Genomic DNA, 20,284 nt, shown 5'->3' with positions numbered 1-20,284 from the left:
TCACTCAAGATAATTTTGTTTCATTCATGATTTCTTGCAGGCGAACAATGATTTTTTGCATTTCTTCTTGATTGACCGAACGTATGTCAAATTCAATGATACCATGATTCGCTTGATAATCTCGTGTATAGACTGCTGGATTTTTTTCTTTTAGTGCCTGAATAACTGAATGTGCAGAACGATCACTGATTTTAACACTCGCTCGATAAATCTCTCGACCAGCTGGATCTTGAACAATAGTTGCTGACAAATGATCAATGTGATTCAACTCTTCAACAAATGGTTGTAAACGGCGCTTCATTGACTCACCAGATTCACTGCCATGTTCAAGATAATCGGTGACCGCTTGGGTAAATCCTAAAATATTCTCTTTACCGATTTTCATCGAACGACCGATCCCTTTTGACTGTAATCGCACCCATGGTATATAAGGATTCTTTCCAATCACCATTCCTGCACTTGGACCTTCGATCGCCTTTGCACCCGAATAGATCACTAGATCCGCTCCTAGTTTAGTGTATTTGAATAAATCCTCTTCTGCTGCTGCATCAACAATCAACGGGATTTCATGTTTTTGGGCAACTGCTACTGCTTCTTCTACTGACAACATACTTTTTTGAACCGTATGGTGACTTTTGACATAAAGAATCGCTGCGGTATTTTCAGTGATACAGCTTTCAAGATGTTCAGAGCTACACATATTGGCATAACCTGCCTCGATTACTTGCCCCCCACCTTGTTGAATCATTAATTCAACGGATGTGCCGTAATCAACATTGTGTCCTTTGGGTAAAATAATTTCCTTTTTCTTGATAGTTGTTGAATAAGGATGATAAACATGAGTTAAACTTCCTTTGCCAATAACCGCTGCCACTGCTTGAACAATACCAGCAGAAGCACAAGAAACGATCTGAACATCCTCAACTGCTAAGAGATTCGCCAGATAAGCACCCGTTTTTTCACTCAGGTCTGACATTTCAAAAAAATGTTCGCCGCCAAAGCGTTGCGCTGCCAAAACAGATTCCGATACTTTGGAAACGCCTAAAATCGTCATCCGGCCTGAAGCGTTGATCACTTCTTTTAAATTGAATTTATCATAACTTACACTCATAACTCTTTCCCCCAATAATTACGCTAACTGGTTTGATTTGTTGATTGATCACTTGCTGTTGTCCATTCGAGTCAGTAATCGTCTTTTCTTGGTCAACAAATTCAAATATTGTAAAATCCGCATCAAAACCTACTTCTATCTGACCTTTCGTTCCTAAATGAAAATTTTCAGCCGGCACACAAGTTACCTTTTCTAAAATTTCTGACCAGGAATAGCCGATAAAATGCAATTTTTCCATCGTTGTCGCTAAATCGTAAACGGGGCCGTTCTTTCGATTACGAATATAGATATCCGTGCTAATAGAGTCCGCTTTGATTCCTTGGTCATAGGCTGCTTTTGCCACCTCAAAATTAAAACTGTCAGTGCCATGACCAATATCGAAAATCACCCCTTTGGCTAAGGCATCTTTGACAAACGGTTTAATCTGATGAGTTTCTTTCTCCATAATCCCGTTATCTTTCCCATTAAAACAATGGGTCAGGATATCGCCTTTTTCCAGAAGCTGTAAAATTTCTTCTAAATGTGGTGGGGCAGAGCCAATATGCACCATCAAAGGAATTTGATGATTCTCTTTTTGAATTTTTTTCGCCCATTCCAGCGGTGTCAATCCATTATTCCCAACCACGGTTTTGCTCATTCTGGCTTTGATTCCCACGATAAATTCTGGAAATTCAGTCAATTTTTCTTTGACCAAATTCGCTTGTATCTTGGATAAATCAGCTAATTCATCTTGTTCTACGATGCCCCACTTTGAAATATTCAACAAGGCATACACATTGGTTTTGGCTTTTTTTGCTCGTTCATAAAATTGATGGATATTTTCGGCACCTGTTGTTCCTGCATCGATAACCGTTGTTACCCCTTTACTCACACCAATCTGGTCTGGGTAATCATAATATAAAGTCATTTCCTCAAAACAATGGACATGGTCATCGATCCAGCCAGCAGAAAGATAGTGCCCTGGCTGCAACGTTTGTTCTGTTTTTCCTTTTTCTGGGATACTTGTTGCGATTTTCTGTATTTTTCCATCATTGATCCCAATATCCATTGTTTCGCCAGTTAGTGTACGAGCATTTCTGATTACTAAATCGAACATCACAACGCCTACTTTTCTATAAATTTGAACTTCGACCATGGGTGGATAAAATCTAGTAAGAGATGTTCTTCTGGTACAATTGCACCAACTTTATTTTTCCTTGCATCCCGATGTGGTTCTAAAACAATTTGAAGTTCATTTTTGTATTTGCCAAATGTATCATTTCCAATGACTACATCGCCAATTTGAAATTCATTTTCATTGTCATGGGCTTCATTTTTTGCATCTTTATATTTTTTTCGAACTTCAGTGGAACGAATAACCTGTTCAGTGATATCTCCTCGACGAACATGTTGTTCTCCTAATACAATTTGTCGTTCTACTTCATGAGCAGCTGTCTGCCACTCGATCGTAAATACTGTTTGATAGCGATCCATTTCCCCTAACATACGCAGCTCTTCTTCAGATGCGTAGGCATTTCCAATAATGACATCATCGATCAACCCAGTAGCAAACAAATGTTTTGCTGCTACATGGACCGGTAAATGACGGTGCATCTCTAACGTAGTCAACCCATCATTGATATCCCAAGGTCCGATTGTTCCTACCTGAGAAGAGACAAAAGCAGCCGTTCGTAACCCTTGTTTTTTAAATCGTTGGCTGCAAGACTCAAAAAATCGGTAAGGTAAGCCTGTTCCTTCTTGAGGATAAAAATTATGACACCCATAGAGAAAGGGTTTATTTGCTTGATGAGACAAAATATTATCCAAATAAGCAACATCATTACTCATATTCAACTCAATCGCTAAATGATAAGGGTTATATGACAGCAAAGCTTCTTTTCCGCCGTCAAATCCTAAATCAAGACGGATTCCATCTGCACCAGTTTCGTGGAAAAAACTTAAGTCGTCATACGAAATGTCCAACTGTTCAAAAATGTTGGGAGCAACATCTAAAATCGTTTCAAATCCCAATTCTTTCGCAAAATGAATCAATTTTTGAAACTTTTGTTTTACAATCAGAGGATCTTCCGTTACTTCTAACATACTCATAAAAATACGGGTAAATCCATAACGTTGTGCTAATTGCAAATATTCTTGGTCTTTGATTGGATCACTATGATCTGGGTAAAGTGAAATCCCTAGTGCACGTTTCATAACCCTAACCTCCATTTTTTATTATGCTTGTTCCTCGGTAACGCCTGTCACCATTGGTGCTTCTTCTTCCGCTTGTTCTTCTGCTTCACGAGCCAGTTGTTGTTTTTCGAATACTTTGAAGAACGGATAATAAATAGCCAATGTGATCAGGAAGTTAGCAATAACTAACACGCCAGCTGCTACGCTCCAGTTTGTACTCATCCAAGCGGCGATTGGCGAAGGAATAGCAAATGGTAACCGAGCCGTCATCATTGGGATGAGACCACTAACCGTTAAGACATATGACAAAGTAGTCGTTACTAACGGTGCAAGAATGAACGGAATCCCTAATACTGGATTCATTACAATCGGTGCCCCGAAGATCATTGGTTCATTGATGTTGAATAGTCCTGGTAAAATCGATAATCGACCTAAACTCTTTAAATATTTTGATTTGGAGAACATGAATAAAACCACTAAAGCCAAGGTTGTTCCTGCGCCACCAATCCACACGTACCACTGTAAAAACTGTTCTGTAAAAATATTCGGCATATTATGAGCATTCGCACCAGCGTTGAAAGCATCAATGTTTTCAGCAATCGAAATATCCCAAAATGGGCGAATCACTGGGCCCATAATGGCTGGGCCATGAATCCCAAGAACCCAGAAAAAACAAATCAAGAAGACTGTTAATAAACCACCAAACAAACTATTTCCTGCAAGTATGCCTTTTAGCGGCATCAATAACTCACTTAAGAACCCATTCAGATCAAAACCAAGCATATGTCGGATCACCCAGAAGAAAATCAAAATCACCGCTCCAGGAATCAACGCAACAAAAGAGTTTGTCACTTCTGGTGGCACCCCATCAGGCATCTTGATTGTAATTTTCTTTTCAATGAAGAAACGATAAATCTCGACAGAAATAATTGCTGTAACAATGGCACCAAATAATGAACCTGATCCTAGATTCGCAATATTGATATAACGTCCTGCTGTGATTCCTTCCAAGTCTTCTAATACCTGTGTCGGTGGTGCTGCCACGATCAGAAAAGACATCAATGCTAATATACCAGCCGTCAAGGAATCAACTTTATAACTTTTTGCTAATGATGAAGCAATCCCAAATGTTGCGTATAATGCCAAAATCCCTATCGTATAACGAAAAGGAATATCCAAAATTTGCCGATAGGGTTCGATCACTGCTGCCACAGATTCAATCGGAATGTTCAGTAAAATCGTAAAAAATGAACCGACGATCGTTAGTGGCATCGTTGCAATAATTCCTTTTCTAATTGCCGTCATGTGCCTCTGTGTTCCAATTCGGTTAGCTACTGGCATAATCTTTTGTTCAATCAATCCTACAAACTTATCCATTGCCGCTCTCTCCTTTTATAACATTATAATGTTTATCAAAATGATCGTACCATATTATGCTAACTTTGTAAACGATTTCTATAAATAGTAAAAATTTTTCTACTCTCTAAGGAAGCTTATCCTAAAAATACACAATCCTTCCCCCATCACAAGAAACCACCTGCGAATATCTTGACCCATGTATCTGATGGCTTCTGCGGTAATAACGAGCGTACTTACAAAATATGAAAAGCTATTTTATAAGTACGCTCGTTATTACTTGAAGCAGACCACCTTTTAAACAACCTTATGTTTCATAGTCGATATGATAACGATGCAGATTGGTCTCGTAAATTGCTTCTGAATATTCGATTGTTTTCCCCAAGTGAGTCTTTGATTGTCGCGTTCTTTTAATCGCGATCTCTGAGGTAGTTTTTAAAATTTCCCGTTCATCCTTTGTTAGAAACACAGCGGAAAAATCATCGGCAAAGGAGTCGATGGCATAACCTTTTTGGGTCAATAATCGATATAAAGACTCTTCATCAAATACTTTGCGCTTGATTTCTAACAAATCACTTGGCAGATAATGCGTAAAGTAAATATAAGGACGGTCGTTTAAGTAGTATAATCGCTTAAAACAGACAGCCGTTGAACCAAAAGAGGCAAATAATGGATGATCTTTTTTTAAAGTGATTTTCTTTAATTCCAACGTTTCTTTGTGAACTGTATGTTGTGAGTTTTCTAGAATCTGTGTAAAACTTGCCGCTTTTGACAAACGATTGTATGGACGATTACTTACTACCGTCGTCCCTCGTCCGCTTTTCTTTTCGACATATTCATCTGTTGCTAATAATTCAATGGCCTTACGAACCGTGATCTTACTTACTTGAAACATTTCTTCTAATTCATTTTCTGTAGGCAACATGGTGCCTACAGGATACTTTCCTGAAAAGATATCTTCTTTGATCTTGTCTGCAACTTCTAGGTATAGTACACGTGTCCTTTTCATAACTTCACCTTTCGATTTTATTACTAGAATCATAGCACATAAAAAATAAAAAAAGAATATAAACGCCATGGATTAGCTATGTTGGTGGATTGAGAATTGAGACAATAGTTCTTCTTTTTTATCTATAAAATTATAATAGGAAGAAATTATTTTATCAGTTACAAAAAACACCAAAGTAAGCAAAACGCAAACTTCGATGTTCTTATTAGTCTTCTAACTTATCGATCAACATGCTTATTTTCAATGATGCTTATAGCTTGCATAGTAAAATCCTGATACGAATATTGCACCGCCGACAATATTACCGATATAAACTGGAATAAAATTCAAGAGAAATTCTGTCCAAGTTGCTTGTCCTTCAAAAATTGCGGCTGGGATCACAAAGCAGTTAGCCACACTATGCTGAAAGCCGATGGCAACAAAAATCATTACGGGGAACCAAATAGTCAATACTTTTCCAGCTGCATCTTTTGCTCCATAAGATAGCCATAATGCTAAGCCGACAAACCAGTTACAACCGATTCCCGAACCAAGTGCTTGCCACCAAGAAGCTTCGATCTTATGATCAGCAATATGGATGACTTGGTCCAAATAAACGCCTGAATGAGTCAATCCGACAAAGTGTCCAAAGAAATATGCAACAAAAATGGCACCCACGATATTAGCTAACGTGATAATTGTCCAATTTTTAACTAATTGTGAAAAAGTTACTTTTTTATCCATAAAAGCAATTGCAACCGCCATCATATTTCCAGTAATCAATTCCCCGCCACCAAGCAGGATCACCAATAGTCCGATAGGAAACACAGCCGCCCCTACTAAACTAGTTAAACTCGCCAGTGATTCTGGAATCGAAGCTGAAACTCTGATGTAGGCTAAATAACCTAACGAGATCATTGCTCCTCCGATAAAACCTAGAATCAATTTCGCAAGAATTGGCTTTTGGATCTTTTTCGTTCCAAGATGGATACTGATATCCATAATTTCTTCTGGTGTATACATAGATGTTCAAACCCACACTTCCCATATTTTTTCAAAAACAATAGTGATTTATTTCACATTTTCATTTTAGATTATATCATCTTCCATTCCTAATCCCTATGATTATTTTAAAATAACCAATATTTTTTTATCATTCTATGACAGGGCACACAAGTGAGACTTTCCCACATCTCGTGATTTTTTTCTTTAGAACAACAAGAGTAAAATGAATCGCTCGATCAAATAGAAAAAAGACCATTTTCGACAGTGATTTGTCAAAAATGACCTTATTTTCTTTATCAGAAATGAACTATTCTTAATTTCTTAGTAAACAACGGTTCTATCATGAATACAAACTTACAGTTCTTCTCCATTGGTGGCGATGACTTTTTGATACCACTCAAAAGATTTTTTCTTTGAACGATTTTTGGTTCCGTTCCCTTCATCATCCAAGTCAACATAGATAAATCCATAACGTTTACTCATCTCACCAGTCGAAGCACTTACCAGATCAATACATCCCCATGGTGTATATCCCATGAGTTCTACTCCATCAGCTACCGCTTCTCCCATTGCTTCAATATGTCGACGTAAGTAATCAATACGGTAATCGTCATTGATGCGCCCGTCTTCTTCTACCTTATCAATTGCGCCTAACCCATTTTCAACAATAAACAATGGTTTTTCGTAACGGTTGTACAACTCGTTTAATGCAATCCGTAAACCTTCTGGATCAATCTGCCATCCCCATTCACTGGCTTCTAAGAACGGATTTTTAACTCCACCTAAAAGATTACCGGCTGAGGCCGCTGCATCTGGGTCCGTTTCGTTGACTGCAGTAGACATATAATAGCTGAAACCGATATAGTCGACTGGATATGCTTGCAACAACTCAAAATCTTCAGTCGTTTGTTCTAATTTGGCACTATCTACGCCATATTTTTCATACGTGCGGTTTGTGTATGCCGGGTATTGTCCCCGTACTTGAACATCTGCACAGAAGAAATTGAATTCTTGGTTCTGGATCAATGTAGCTACTTGATTGATTGGATTAGCATCTATGCTATACGTCGTTGCATAGATAATCATACAACCCACTTGGCTATCCTCCCGTAATTCATGAGCGATTTTTACTGCTTTACTACTTGCTACAAATTGGTTATGCCATGCTTGGAAGATATTTTGATAATCAGCCGCACCATTACTTTTTACTAATCCTTGACTCAAAGCTGGAAAATGAAAAGCTGAATTGATCTCATTGAACGTCATCCAATATTTGACTTTATCGCTGAATCGTTCAAGCACCACTTTAGCAAAGCGTTCGTAAAAACCAATCAGTTCTCGGTTTTTCCACCCGCCATATTTTTTTGCTAGATTTAATGGCATCTCGTAATGGGAAATCGTGATCACAGGTTCAATCCTATGTTTCAAACATTCATCAATCACTTCTTCATAAAAGGTTAAACCTTTCTCATTCGGTGTTACTTCGTCTCCTTGAGGGAAAATCCGAGTCCAAGCAATGGAGAAACGATAACATTTAAAGCCCATTTCAGCAAAAAGCGCAATGTCTTCTTTAAACCGATAATAATGATCGATCCCTTGATGGTTAGGATAGGTATATTTATCTGGTTGGATCGTCCAATCAAAGTCTTCACTGCCAATAACTGCAAATCGTTGTTTCCCTCCAGGCATCGCATCAGCAACTGAGAGCCCTTTCCCATCTTGATCGTAAGCACCTTCTAATTGATTGGCAGCTGTAGCGCCACCCCATAAAAAATCTTTTGAAAACTTTGTAGTCATCTGCTATTTCCTCCTTATTTGACAATTGCTAGAAAATCTTCACTAGCAATCAGTTCTTCTTGATTTAATTCCAACACATCAGCAAAATGTTCCGTATTTGTAATAACGATTGGCGTAATCACACTGTATCCAGCGGCTTTAATCGCTTCAATATCAAATCGAACCAATAAATCACCAGCTTTTACTTGATCCCCTTGTTTTACAAAAGTCTCAAACCCTTGTCCTTCAAGCTCAACGGTATCCATACCGATATGCATCAAGATTTCAATTCCATCTTTCGTTGTTAAACCAACCGCATGACCTGTTGGAAAAATGGTCGTGATCTCCCCATCTGCTGGCGCAATCAATTCACCTTTTTCCGGATCAATCGCAAGCCCTTTTCCCATCGCTCCAGAAGAGAAAACTTTATCCGGAACATCAGATAATGGCAGGACTTTCCCGCTTAAAGGACTTTTTAGATTATGTCGAGCAGAACTAATCGTGTCACCTGCTGTTGTTTGTTGATTTGTTTCTAGTTTTTCATCTTGGACGGTTTCATCAAATCCAACGACCAGCGTACCTACGAATGCTAAGACAAATGAAAGAGCTGTCGCAAGGATTGCCATGGTCACATTGGATTCAACTGCTTGGTTCGTACTAATAAACGTTGGGATCGTTAACAAGCTTACTAACCCGCTAGAGAAAGCTTTCACACCAGCAAAACCAATCATTGCGCCTCCGATACCGGCTGACAGACAAGCAATGACAAACGGTTTCTTTAACGGTAAAGTTACCCCATAAACAGTTGGTTCCGTAATGCCAAAAAGTGAGGTAATTGTAGATGAAATACCTAATGAACGAAGCTTAGTATCTTTGGTCCGAATCGCCACTGCTAAGGCTGCACCACCTTGAGCTAAAACGGCTGGTAAAAGCATTGGAACCATGACGTCAAACCCATATTGTTCAATATTCAAGAACATGATCGGTACAAAGCCCCAGTGCATCCCAAACATTACGAACACTTGCCATAAACTTCCCATAATCAAGCCCGCAACTAATGGACTAAAGCTGTAAATCGAATTAAATAGACTACCTAACCCATTACCGATAACTGTCCCGATTGGACCTAACAGTAAGAAAGTTAATGGCACCATCACCAATAAAACGATCATTGGTACAAAAATCATTTGTAAAAATTGTGGAATCACTTTTTTCACCAGCGGTTCAAATTTGCTTTGGACCCAAACAGCCAAAATGATCGGAATCACTGAAGATGTGTAACCTGATTGAGCTAACACGATTGGTAATCCAAAGAAATCCACTGCCCCTCCAGCTCCAGCTAGTTGCGTGATTGCTGGATAAACTAACGCCATAGCAATTGCCACAGATAAAAATTGGTTCGTTTTGAATTTTTTGGCTGCAGTAAAAGCTAACATCACTGGTAAAAAGGTAAAGACACCATCTGCGGCTGCAAATAGAATTTGGTAAGCCCCAGTATCCGCTGAAAGCCACCCTAACACCGTTGCCAAAGATAAAAATCCTTTTAAGATCCCTGCAGCTGCCATTGCGCCTAAAAATGGCGTGAAAATACTAGAAATAATATCAATCAAGCGATTCAAAGGATTTTTTGACTGATCCTCTGTTCCTGATTGATCTGTCAGACCTTGCTCATCAACGATTGCTTGGTAAACGTCAGCCACATTACTACCGATAACTACTTGGTACTGACCACCACTTTGTACTACTTGAATCACATCTGGATCCTGTTTTAACTTTTGTGTATCTGCGACCGATTCATCTTTTAATTTGAAACGTAAACGTGTCGCACAATGTACTAAACTATTGACATTCTTTTCACCTCCGACTGCCTCCCATACTCTTTTACCAACTGCTTGATTATCCATCTTCTTTTCCTTCTTTCTAGTTGATTTAATCAAATAAAAAACCTAGATTGAAAAAACGGTCACGAAAATTCGTGCCCTATTTTTCAATCTAGGTTTTGCCTGCTTTACCAGTAACAATCCTTAAGATTGGGTACTTTGTTTTTCACTCACTACACGTTGGATGTGAATCGTTAAATAGATTTGTTCTGCGACTCCCATTGGTTCCTGTTGCGTTTTTAAGAGATAGTCATTGATCCGTTCCGAACAGCGAAAGGCTTTTGGATATTTCCCTTGAACGAGCGCATAGAGAAATTCATCCTGCTCATCCGAACTTTCGCCTTTTAAATAGCGTTGTGTAAAAAATTGTAAATGGGTGATGATTCGTTGGTAATTCAACGATTCCTCGTCAAATGTCACACCAAAGAACTTACTAATAATGCTGAGAATATCTCTAACGATCGTCGTTGCAGTCATCGTGACTTGCATATCCCCATTTCCTTGTTGGCTATTCACTAAATGAAAAGCGATAAATCCTGCTTCGTCAATCGGTAGACTGACTCCAACTTTTCTTTGGATCAATTGCAATACTTCTTTAGCCACCAAGTATTCTTTCGGATAAAATTTCTTCGTTTCAAAAAGAAGCGGATTTGGTAACTGGATATTTTCGTTTGCTCGACAAATCGCATAATGGATATGATCGGTCAATGTCAAATAAATATTTGACGACAACGAAACGCCTAATCGTTCTTCCGCCACATCAACGATCTGTTTGACTAATTCTACTTCTTCTAATGGGACATCCGCCATCAGCTGTTGAAATTGATTGGTTGCTAAGGAATCTTTTAAAACAAATTCTTTTTGAACTGCTGTTTTATCAATCCTATCACCAGGTCTTTTTTGAAACGCGAGGCCTTTGCCCATACAGATAATCTCTTCACCTCGTTCGTTTTTTGAAATGACGACGTTATTATTTAAGACTTTTTCAATAACCATTTTCCCTCGCCCTCTCATAAAAAAATAAAAAAACCTAGAATCCCCCTGTACTTTAGGTTGAATTCTGGTTTTGCCTGCCGAACAGTAACAATCCATCGATTATCTGAACCAAGCATAGCACCCTTCTTTAATTTTTGCAAGCCTTTTCAACTTTTTTTTTAGTAATTGTAAAAATGAGAAATTAAAAAACCGACGAAAACTATTAGCTACTCGAGCGAACTAGCAATCGTCGGTTTTTCATTAACTATTTTCGTCTAAAATGTTCGTGTTTCCATATTGAATGCTGCCTTCATTTCTTTCGTCGCTTTTTTCATTGGTGTAACCTTCTCTAATTCGCCTTGAACGACTAATCGAGTCACCGCATTCATATCTCCGCACGTAATCAACGTAACGAGCGATTTTCCTTCTTGGATATTTAACAGCTGGGTCTCCGTCGGTGCCACTTTTTCTTTAAAGGTTGCTTTATACGTATAGACATTTTCCAAATCTACCAAATAGATTTTATCTCCTAATGATAAATTTTCTAGTGGCGTGAATAATAGTTGTGGATTGCTCGAACGATGACTCGCTAAAGCATAATTTCCTTTTCCCATTTGCTGATTAGGATCTAGTGTCCCCGCACCATACAGCAAGTTCGCATTATCTAAACCTCTAAAAATCGGGATATTGATTGCCACAGAAGGAACAGCAATACTACCAATAACTGGTAAGTCCGTTCGATTCAATTGGGCACGCAACACACTTTCCGTACTCATTGACTCCACTGCATCAAAATCAAAACTTGCCTCTTTTTCGTTGTTTTTCTTGATTTCATCTTTTGTCACATTGGCAATTGCGTATTTATCTCCGGTATTTTTAACAAAATAATCTTTGATCTGTTCATTAAAAATTAACGCTAAGCCAACCAATAATAGTAAAAATAAGAAAAAATTGGCGATCCATCTTTTTACTCGACCTTTGCTTGGTTTTTCCTTCATTCACTTGCCTCCCTTATTTAGCTAAAATAAACGCAACCTGTAGTTTCACACTTAAAGTTCTGTATATTTCTTTCGTTGTCCTCGACTTGCTTCTACTGGATATTTCAATTTATTTTTTGCTAATTTTTCTTCGATAATTTCATCAAGATCCAACTGTAAATTGTCAGCCATCATGTAAGAATAGATCAAGACATCTGCCAGTTCTTCTTTGATCCGCTCTAATGAAGTTTCCTTCACTTCTTCTGGTTGCTTCCATTGAAAAAGCTCCAGTAATTCAGAAGCTTCTAAGGAAATAGAAATTGCAAGATCTTTTTCGTTATGAAATTGTCGCCAATTTCTTTCGTCTCTAAATTGATTGACTTTCGCCATACTATCCATGAACATTCACCTATTTCTTTATTCGATTACTAATAATCATACCATGTTTTTAATAGAAAATAAGTATATTTACCTAGATAAAATAAAATATACGTATTTATTTAACGATCTTTTTATAAAGCAAAATGATAACGAATGTTACTTATCCACTGATAACTTACACCAATGGATGTTATTCTTGTAAGCTGAATTTTAATTCTTTTACACCAGTAAGTGTCCACAAGACCACTAGACTGACAAGATAAATACTACTTAGAAAAATAATCACAGCAGATAATTGATAATGATCCATCAAAAAGCCAATAATGATCGAAGAAAATCCACCTACAGCTCTACCTAAATTCATAATAAAGTTATTGGCTGTTGCACGGATCTCAGTAGGATACAGGCTACTAATGATTGCACCATAGCCGCCATACATGCCATTGATAAAGTAACCAACAACCACCGCTGCTGCTACTAAACTCCATTGACTACGAGCTAAAACGAGTAAGAAGACCGAGAGCGCTGAACAAATCAAGAATAAAGTAAAGGCTGTTCTGGGACCTAATTTATCCATGATGATCCCAAAAGTCAACATACCTAATGACATCCCCACAATCGTACTCACCATCCATAAAGACGAACCTGAAACGGATAATCCTAGTTGTGCTTGCATGATCGAAGGTAACCAATTCATCAAACCAAAATAACCAGCAATTTGGACAGTCACCATGATACTCAAGCCAATCGTCTGCCAAGTAAGTTGTTTCGTTTCAAATAGATTACGTAACTTTGTCGCCTTTTTAGTTGCTTTCGCAGCTTGAAATGCCTCCGGTTCTTTTAAACCATGTCGGATGACTAAAACTAATAATACGGGTAATACACCAATCACATATAACATGCGCCACCCGAGCCATGGAATGACGATTGCCGCCAAAATAGCAGCGAGAGCCGCGCCTACTTGGGCTCCAATACCAGCAATGGACGAAGCTCGTCCAATTTGTTTTTTTGAAAAAGTTTCAGAGATCAAAGACATACAAGCGCCATACTCGCCCCCAGCCCCGATTCCGGCAATAAACCGAAACAAGTAGACTAAATAAATCGTTGAAGAAAAATACATCAATAATGAAGCAATTGAAAATAAGATAACCGTTTGAGAGAACACCTTTACTCGACCATATTTATCCGCCATCAGACCAAAAAAAATACCTCCAACGAGCATCCCCAGATTAGTGATCGTCGCAATCATTCCCGCTTGCGTCCCACTAATATGAAAAGTTGCAATCATTGAAGATAAAGAAAAAGCTAGGAACATGATATCCATATTCTCTAATGCAATCCCTGATGATGTTGCTAATAAAACCTTCCGTTGATACTTCGTCATTTTTGTTACCCCTTTTCTTTCATTTTTACCCTAAATTGTTAAAATCATATATAAAAATTAAGAAAAAAGCAAGAACTTTTGTTTTTTTATGTCAATTCATTCACTCAACTGATCTACGCTGTTTTTGAGAACTATCACTTGCTCAATAATTACGAAATCGCTACACTTATTTTGTAATCAAAAAATAAAGCGTTTTTCTAAATCGCTTATTTGTCTGATTAAGCAATTTTTCTTAGATGACCGTTATCTAAGTAATCCCTTTTTTGCTATCATTCACATAGCCTTAGCTCTTTGCGAAACGTTTTTGTGAAACTGAGAAAAAACTATAAAGGAGAAAATCAGAATGGACAAACAATTATTCTTAGAAAAAATTGCTGGTGGGCTGATCGTTTCCTGCCAAGCCTTACCTGGAGAACCTTTTTATACAGAAGAAGGTAGTTTGATGCCTTATTTTGCTTTAGCTGCTGAAAAAGCAGGAGCTGTTGGTATCCGTGCGAACTCAGTACGGGATATTATGGCGATCAAAGAAAAAGTGGCCCTGCCGATCATCGGTATCATTAAACGTGATTATCCTCCTGAAGCGCCATTTATCACAGCAACCATGCGTGAAGTTGATGAACTAGTAGCCACAGGGGTTGAAGTTATCGCTTTAGATTGTACTTTACGCAAACGCCACGATGGTCTGACCATCAATGAATTCATTGCTAAAGTCAAAGAAAAATATCCACAACAATTATTGATGGCTGATATCGCCACTTTTGAAGAAGGAAAGAATGCTTACGAAGCAGGAGTTGATTTTGTGGGGACAACTTTAAGCGGCTATACAGAAGAAAGTGTGAAACAAGCTGGTCCTGATCTCCCACTCATCCAAGAACTGATCCAAGCTGATATATGCGTTATTGCAGAAGGTCGGATCCACACGCCACAACAAGCCAAACAAGTCAAAGATCTAGGCGTAGCTGGCATCGTTGTAGGTGGTGCGATCACACGCCCTCAAGAAATTGCTCAACGCTTTATCGAAGCATTAGATTAAGAGACTCCTTCATTTTTTCAGGAGAAATGCTTTTTCGTCCTTCGAACTAAATCAGCTAAATAGAACTAACCAAAAACAGCCAGAACGAGACTGAGCCAAAATTTGCCTCAACCTCATCCTGGCTGTTTTTCAGTTCATTATTCCAACTTTACTCACAATCTCTTCCTCACCAGATTCTCAGATCCGCTTAAAATCGACATCAGATAACAAGGGGACCTACTGTTCAAAACAAAGGCTATGACTCAGATCAACAGCTTAGAAAGATGATCCTCCCTGTTTTCTCAACAATAAATCATCAGATGAGAAGGAAGAACTTTTAGTGTGACAGGCAGATTGACACCTTCATCGCCATCCACATTTGTTGCTAATTCTTGGTCTTCATTCAAAGCAATCTGGATCGTTTCACAGGTTTGATAAGCCAGATGATCGGTAGAAGAATCCACACCTTTTAACAAATCAGGCAATGTTTTTAACGTATCTAACAATGAAGTATCTTTTAAATAAACCAAGTGCAATTTGCCATCGTTTACTTTAGCATTAGGTATCAATGTTTCAAAACCACCAATTGAATTAGTTAATCCTACCAGCAATGTACTACTTTCAATTTGTTTTTCCTGCCCATCAATGACTAACTGGAATTTATAAGATTGGGTTCCAGCCAATTGCTTGATTCCTGAGATAAAGTAAGCAAACTTACCATATTTTGTTTTCTTTTCTGGATCTACATCATTGATTGACTCAGGAATGGTCCCGATCGCCACGACATTCATAAAATATTGGTCATTGATTTTCCCAATATCTAATGGTTGCAACGCATCCATTGAAAGATGAGCGATAGCTTCTTCGGGTTCTAACGGTATGCCTAAAGCACGGGCTAAGTCGTTGACTGTCCCTAACGGAATAAAACCAAAATTTGGACGATGTGCTTGTTCAGCGATCCCATTGATTCCTTCATTAACAGTACCATCTCCACCCATGACAAACACGCTGTGATACCTATCCACTGCTGCTTCTCGAGTAAAATTCTTGGCATCTCCAGCTTTTTTCGTATGAAGAACAACGACTTCATCAAACATCGTGGTTAACTTTTGATGGGCCAGTTTTTCATATTCTTGTGCTTGTTCTCCTCCAGAACTTGGATTAACGACCAACAACGCTTTTTTCATCCTGTTTCCCCCTTCGTTTCACAACATGACTTTGACTAAACTATAGCACAAAAAAACTCAGAACATCTAGTTTCAGACATTCTGAGCTACACCAGCTGATTGGCTATCTTATTTTACGAATCAAATAATAACCCACCGATCCGACGATCATCGTTCCCAGAAAGACCAGAATGGATGAGGAATGTTCATTTGTTTTTGGTAAATGTTCCGCTTCAGAATCAGTCGAAGATTCAGAAGCAATCTGGAGCATCGCCTCTTTTTTAGTTGTACTTGGTCCAGAGTTTCTTAAGTCGATGGCACTTGATTCGGTCATACTTGATTCTGTTGTGCTTGGTTCCGTTGTGCTTGGTTCCGTTGTGCTTGGCTCCGTTGTGCTTGGCTCCGTTGTGCTTGGCTCCGTCGCGCTTGGCTCCGTCGTGCTTGGTTCTGTTGTGCTTGGTTCCGTGGTGCTTGGCTCCGTGGTGCTTGGCTCCGTTGTGCTTGGCTCCGTTGTGCTTGGCTCCGTTGTGCTTGGCTCCGTGGTGCTTGGTTCTGTTGTGCTTGGTTCGGTCGTTTTTTTCGTATTCGTGATCACAAAAGAATTGCCATTATTGGTTACAGTACTCTCAAACTCATCAGGTACATTCACTTCCGCTACTTGATAAGTAAAGTCTTCTCCTTGATTATTGTATTTTGGTAAGACCGCTTTTTCGTTTCCCACTGGCAGTTCCTTGATCGTCGCTTGATAATTATCTTGTTTTCTTAAAGAAAGCACCGCTGAACTTTGCCAACTCGTAGGATCAACGACCGAACTCCTGCGAATCACATAGTCAATAGTCTCTGGGATCTCGGATGCCGCTACATTTTTCCATTTTTTTGCTACTTGGATTGTGGTTGTCGGTGCCTTGATTGAAGGGATTGGAAAATCAAGTAATTCACTTTCATTTGTTGGTGCTAACGTTGTCCGTCCATTACACAAATACCAAGTTTCGCCTTTAAAATGAGTATTTTCAGTGTTTAAACGGACTTGATAGGTACACGTAAGCCGTTCATTTTCCCCTAATGCAATATTTGCAATCGTAATCGTTTGGTTCGCTTCCGATACAACTACATCAGCCACTACATCATTGGCTTGTTCCCAATTTCCTTGTTCATTTTTTCGCCAACCGACTAATTGATAGGAACGTTCATTAAACTCACCCGCTCCCTGGAGTAAAATGTCTTGCCCCATAGGATCAGTGATCGTACCATTAGGAATCGTTTTATCAATTTGGTTGGCGATCTCTGTTAAGGCAGAACCCAAACCGCTTAGATTTTCATCGGTTGTAAGGTATTGTTGCGGTTTAGAAGCTAAGTTTCGCCCAATATATTCCCCTCGAGCAGAAGGTGCTGTCGCTATCGAATAACAGGTAAAACCCGAATGCTTGAGAGAAACAATCGTTCCTAAGGTCGCATCTGTCACAACTGAACTACTAACAGAAATTGCATTGGGATCAGAAGGGTTACTGTTCGTCGTATAGTATTTGTCAGAATCAGTTTGAAAATCTTGAATATAATGATCGGTATGGTAGCCATTATAATCAATGATCTCTCCCTCATTTGGATACTCTTTCGCTCCTTGTACTGGAAGATAACTACGATTGGCACTGTCATCACCAATATGAATAAATAGTTTTTCCGCTTCTGGCCGACTTTTCTCCAATAATAACCGTTGTCCTGCTAATAATCCTTTTTGCATAAATGTTCCCGAATGTGACTCAGCGGTATATTTCAAGAAGTTCTCTAAGTCATTCATATTACTTGAAAAACCATTTGTTGAATAAACCTCCCGATTGTATGCTACGATCCCCACGCGGATATTCCCATTAGCTAACGAATCCGCTAATTCATTGCCAAATTGTTGTAATCCGATTAAAGCATTGGTTAATTTTTCGCCAGTCATGGAGGAAGAATAATCGATCACCAAAACTAAATCAATCGGTGTTCCGATCTGGTTACCTTTCACATCTAACGTGACGTCAAATAAACCTTGTGTCTCGCTATCTTCTGTGACACTCTTTTTTAAATACGCTCGGTCAGCGTAATTAACATAATTTTCCTCGTCAAATACAGCTTCTGGTGCATGGCCATAATCATAATTATAGGTATTCCCTACTGCTGTTCCATTGGTTAAACGTTGTCCCGTAGAATCGGTATAAGCAAAATCAACCGTCTCCGCAAATGATTTTTGCATCCCTATTCCCAGTAAAATACTCATTAATCCTACGAATAAAATCACTATCTTGAAATAGCTGTCTTTTCTCGTTCTCATCATTTCTCTCCTTTTCTACCAACAGATTTCCCCATCCTTATTAAAACCCTAGAATTTTTTCAACAATTGCTAGTATAAATTTTTTGGAATCTTTTCTGAGCTAAAAAAATGTACATTTGGAATACATTAAAATCCTCTTTTTATGATAAGATGGCATCAAGTAACAGCTAAGAATCGAGGGAAATCTTTGGTTAGGAGTTTTTTTATGGAAATATTCAATGATTTTTTTGGAAATGATGTCAAAAAAGAAATCGAACTTTTGCATTTTTTATATCATCAAAAGCGCTTTGTAACGATTGAAGAAATGAGCCAAGCCCTCAATATGGATCGGCGTTCGATCTACAAATATTACGATGTCCTAAGCAATCATTCCCTAATGACAGATGAAAGTCGTGAACCAATTTTTCATACAAAACATGGTCTCGGCTATAAATTCACAGGAACCAAAACAGACTATAAAACGGTGATTCGTAAAATATTACAAGAAAATCCTTTTTTCAATTTATTTGAAACTTTATTGTTGGAAAATGAAGTGAATCTAGTCAAATTCGCCTACGAGAATTATTTATCCGAATCTACTGTACGAAAGCGAAGCTATGAACTAGAAACGCTACTACAGCCATTGGGGTTTACCGTAAAAAAAAATAAAGGAACGCTCTATTTAGTCGGTGATGAACCTCGTATTCGCTATTTTATGGTTGCTTTTTTTTGGAAAAATTTTTCTGGTCTTCACTGGCCATTTCCAGGTATTTCTCAACAAAAATGTGAAATGCTCGCCCGACACTTTTATGAAATCAATGAAATTCCTTTCAATGAGATTGAACTAAAAATTACTACTTATGTACTAGCAGTGACGATTATTCGGTTTAGAAAAGGCAAAAAAATAACAGCTGAAATGATCACTTTAGCTCCTGATCTACCGCCTAAAGACCACGAACTGTTCCAACAATTGACGGACCAGCATTCATCACTCTTAAAAAAACTGACAGATGAGTTGAGTGAACACTTCTTACTCGAAGCAATGGAGAGCCATTTTATTTTCTTGTGGCTACGATCAAATCTGGATCTCACTTTTTCTAAAGAGCAGTTAGCTGATTATTTTGCCATCCAAGAGGAAAGCGTTCAAAATCGTTCTTATTTGCAAGCAATCATCCATTTGTTACTGAAAGATACAACCCCTCAACAATTGTCCACCAGAAAAAAGAACTTGATTTTGCGAACGATTCTTTCTGGAATTTTGTCCGTCGAACTATTTGGAGAGACGATCCATACCTTGACCGGCTATAATCTACAGCACTATGTCTCGCAGAATTTTCCCAACCTTTTGATGCGTTCTGAACAATTGTTAGATCAAATTGATCTTTACTCATCCTCAGATAGCAAACGAAAAGGACTTGCGTTACATGTAGCAGTTGCTTGGACCTTGGTTTCACCACCATCCACCTTTATGAAAAAAATCAACCTTAAACTCGAAACAGATTTACCTTTGGCACTTTCTTTAACAATCAAAGAACGTATCGAGTCTTCTTTTCAAAGCTACTACCATCTGGATATTCGCAGCCATTTTGAAAACGAAGACTATGATCTCTGCCTTAGTACCGCTCCTTTAACAGAAAGTTTTGAAACCGTCCCCGTTTTACTGATCAATGCCCAAGTCACATTAGCCGATCTGCTGGCAATCAAACAAGTACTTGAAGAGCTGGTGTAGTAAGAGCAGAAGAATAAGAGCAGAAGAAATGGAATGTTCATTATTTGAACTGCGAATAACACTTCTTCGATCATATTTATAC

16 protein-coding genes are annotated in these 20,284 nt (G+C 38.5%); 2 read left to right on the top strand and 14 right to left on the bottom strand.

The window, feature by feature from the left end:
* Positions 1-4 precede the first annotated feature (4 nt).
* The 12 genes from IGJ18_RS03360 to IGJ18_RS03305 all read right to left on the bottom strand — a co-directional run bounded on the left by IGJ18_RS03360 (position 5) and on the right by IGJ18_RS03305 (position 14,005).
* Positions 5-1,111, bottom strand: a complete 1,107-nt coding sequence (locus IGJ18_RS03360) for a DgaE family pyridoxal phosphate-dependent ammonia lyase (protein WP_096708390.1) — start codon at positions 1,109-1,111, stop codon at positions 5-7.
* On the bottom strand, positions 1,095-2,207 hold the full coding sequence (locus tag IGJ18_RS03355; RefSeq protein ID WP_438842892.1) for an amidohydrolase/deacetylase family metallohydrolase: 1,113 nt from the start codon (positions 2,205-2,207) through the stop codon (positions 1,095-1,097). Before IGJ18_RS03355 ends, IGJ18_RS03360 begins: the two co-directional genes overlap by 17 nt.
* A gap of 8 nt (positions 2,208-2,215) precedes the next feature.
* Entirely contained in the window at positions 2,216-3,304 is a 1,089-nt protein-coding gene (locus IGJ18_RS03350; RefSeq protein ID WP_010719932.1) for a DUF871 domain-containing protein, read from the bottom strand.
* A 21-nt stretch (positions 3,305-3,325) separates the two neighbouring features.
* Complete coding sequence (locus IGJ18_RS03345; RefSeq protein WP_161651947.1) at positions 3,326-4,660, bottom strand: PTS sugar transporter subunit IIC; 1,335 nt, start codon at positions 4,658-4,660, stop codon at positions 3,326-3,328.
* A 286-nt stretch (positions 4,661-4,946) separates the two neighbouring features.
* Positions 4,947-5,648, bottom strand: a complete 702-nt coding sequence (locus tag IGJ18_RS03340; protein WP_438842891.1) for a GntR family transcriptional regulator — start codon at positions 5,646-5,648, stop codon at positions 4,947-4,949.
* Between the two features lie 240 nt (positions 5,649-5,888).
* On the bottom strand, positions 5,889-6,650 hold the full coding sequence (locus IGJ18_RS03335; RefSeq protein WP_010719935.1) for a formate/nitrite transporter family protein: 762 nt from the start codon (positions 6,648-6,650) through the stop codon (positions 5,889-5,891).
* 336 nt (positions 6,651-6,986) lie between these two features.
* On the bottom strand, positions 6,987-8,429 hold the full coding sequence (locus IGJ18_RS03330; protein ID WP_438842890.1) for a glycoside hydrolase family 1 protein: 1,443 nt from the start codon (positions 8,427-8,429) through the stop codon (positions 6,987-6,989).
* Between the two features lie 14 nt (positions 8,430-8,443).
* Positions 8,444-10,312 carry a beta-glucoside-specific PTS transporter subunit IIABC gene (locus IGJ18_RS03325; RefSeq protein ID WP_161651951.1) on the bottom strand — a complete coding sequence of 623 codons (1,869 nt, stop codon included), beginning with the start codon at positions 10,310-10,312 and terminating at the stop codon, positions 8,444-8,446.
* Positions 10,313-10,432: 120 nt separating this feature from the next.
* Positions 10,433-11,284, bottom strand: a complete 852-nt coding sequence (licT, locus tag IGJ18_RS03320) for a BglG family transcription antiterminator LicT (RefSeq protein ID WP_010738350.1) — start codon at positions 11,282-11,284, stop codon at positions 10,433-10,435.
* 254 nt (positions 11,285-11,538) lie between these two features.
* The gene (locus IGJ18_RS03315; protein ID WP_010738352.1) at positions 11,539-12,261 is read right to left on the bottom strand and encodes a class A sortase; all 723 of its coding nucleotides are present in this window, start codon (positions 12,259-12,261) and stop codon (positions 11,539-11,541) included.
* 51 nt (positions 12,262-12,312) lie between these two features.
* A complete protein-coding gene (locus IGJ18_RS03310) occupies positions 12,313-12,639 on the bottom strand; it encodes a nucleotide pyrophosphohydrolase (RefSeq protein ID WP_010719940.1) in 327 nt (108 codons plus the stop codon).
* Positions 12,640-12,811: 172 nt separating this feature from the next.
* Positions 12,812-14,005, bottom strand: coding sequence for an MFS transporter (locus IGJ18_RS03305; protein ID WP_010719941.1), 1,194 nt, complete (start codon positions 14,003-14,005; stop codon positions 12,812-12,814).
* A gap of 343 nt (positions 14,006-14,348) precedes the next feature.
* On the opposite strand from IGJ18_RS03305, the gene IGJ18_RS03300 reads away from it, so the two are divergent.
* Complete coding sequence (locus tag IGJ18_RS03300) at positions 14,349-15,038, top strand: N-acetylmannosamine-6-phosphate 2-epimerase (RefSeq protein ID WP_081127794.1); 690 nt, start codon at positions 14,349-14,351, stop codon at positions 15,036-15,038.
* Positions 15,039-15,319: 281 nt separating this feature from the next.
* Here IGJ18_RS03300 and IGJ18_RS03295 read toward each other — a convergent pair whose 3' ends face one another.
* Positions 15,320-16,204, bottom strand: coding sequence for a diacylglycerol/lipid kinase family protein (locus IGJ18_RS03295; protein ID WP_088744994.1), 885 nt, complete (start codon positions 16,202-16,204; stop codon positions 15,320-15,322).
* A 103-nt stretch (positions 16,205-16,307) separates the two neighbouring features.
* Positions 16,308-18,494: a VWA domain-containing protein gene (locus IGJ18_RS03290; RefSeq protein WP_438842889.1), complete on the bottom strand. Its 2,187-nt coding sequence runs from the start codon at positions 18,492-18,494 to the stop codon at positions 16,308-16,310.
* A gap of 205 nt (positions 18,495-18,699) precedes the next feature.
* On the opposite strand from IGJ18_RS03290, the gene IGJ18_RS03285 reads away from it, so the two are divergent.
* Positions 18,700-20,202, top strand: coding sequence for a helix-turn-helix domain-containing protein (locus IGJ18_RS03285; protein WP_010719946.1), 1,503 nt, complete (start codon positions 18,700-18,702; stop codon positions 20,200-20,202).
* The last annotated feature ends 82 nt before the right edge of the window (positions 20,203-20,284 follow it).

The organism is Enterococcus sp. AZ078 (genome assembly GCF_051714985.1).
Classification (GTDB): domain Bacteria; phylum Bacillota; class Bacilli; order Lactobacillales; family Enterococcaceae; genus Enterococcus_B; species Enterococcus_B hirae.
The sequence above is the reverse complement of the archived record's forward strand: the minus strand, read 5'-3'. Positions and strand labels throughout refer to the sequence as shown.

What these genes read in the sequence shown, in the direction of transcription:
- IGJ18_RS03360 (WP_096708390.1), bottom strand. Translation starts at nt 1,111, where the DNA reads ATGAGTGTAAGTTATGATAAATTCAATTTAAAAGAAGTGATCAACGCT.
- IGJ18_RS03355 (WP_438842892.1), bottom strand. Translation starts at nt 2,207, where the DNA reads ATGTTCGATTTAGTAATCAGAAATGCTCGTACACTAACTGGCGAAACA.
- IGJ18_RS03350 (WP_010719932.1), bottom strand. Translation starts at nt 3,304, where the DNA reads ATGAAACGTGCACTAGGGATTTCACTTTACCCAGATCATAGTGATCCA.
- IGJ18_RS03345 (WP_161651947.1), bottom strand. Translation starts at nt 4,660, where the DNA reads ATGGATAAGTTTGTAGGATTGATTGAACAAAAGATTATGCCAGTAGCT.
- IGJ18_RS03340 (WP_438842891.1), bottom strand. Translation starts at nt 5,648, where the DNA reads ATGAAAAGGACACGTGTACTATACCTAGAAGTTGCAGACAAGATCAAA.
- IGJ18_RS03335 (WP_010719935.1), bottom strand. Translation starts at nt 6,650, where the DNA reads ATGTATACACCAGAAGAAATTATGGATATCAGTATCCATCTTGGAACG.
- IGJ18_RS03330 (WP_438842890.1), bottom strand. Translation starts at nt 8,429, where the DNA reads ATGACTACAAAGTTTTCAAAAGATTTTTTATGGGGTGGCGCTACAGCT.
- IGJ18_RS03325 (WP_161651951.1), bottom strand. Translation starts at nt 10,312, where the DNA reads ATGGATAATCAAGCAGTTGGTAAAAGAGTATGGGAGGCAGTCGGAGGT.
- licT (WP_010738350.1), bottom strand. Translation starts at nt 11,284, where the DNA reads ATGGTTATTGAAAAAGTCTTAAATAATAACGTCGTCATTTCAAAAAAC.
- IGJ18_RS03315 (WP_010738352.1), bottom strand. Translation starts at nt 12,261, where the DNA reads ATGAAGGAAAAACCAAGCAAAGGTCGAGTAAAAAGATGGATCGCCAAT.
- IGJ18_RS03310 (WP_010719940.1), bottom strand. Translation starts at nt 12,639, where the DNA reads ATGGATAGTATGGCGAAAGTCAATCAATTTAGAGACGAAAGAAATTGG.
- IGJ18_RS03305 (WP_010719941.1), bottom strand. Translation starts at nt 14,005, where the DNA reads ATGACGAAGTATCAACGGAAGGTTTTATTAGCAACATCATCAGGGATT.
- IGJ18_RS03300 (WP_081127794.1), top strand. Translation starts at nt 14,349, where the DNA reads ATGGACAAACAATTATTCTTAGAAAAAATTGCTGGTGGGCTGATCGTT.
- IGJ18_RS03295 (WP_088744994.1), bottom strand. Translation starts at nt 16,204, where the DNA reads ATGAAAAAAGCGTTGTTGGTCGTTAATCCAAGTTCTGGAGGAGAACAA.
- IGJ18_RS03290 (WP_438842889.1), bottom strand. Translation starts at nt 18,494, where the DNA reads ATGAGAACGAGAAAAGACAGCTATTTCAAGATAGTGATTTTATTCGTA.
- IGJ18_RS03285 (WP_010719946.1), top strand. Translation starts at nt 18,700, where the DNA reads ATGGAAATATTCAATGATTTTTTTGGAAATGATGTCAAAAAAGAAATC.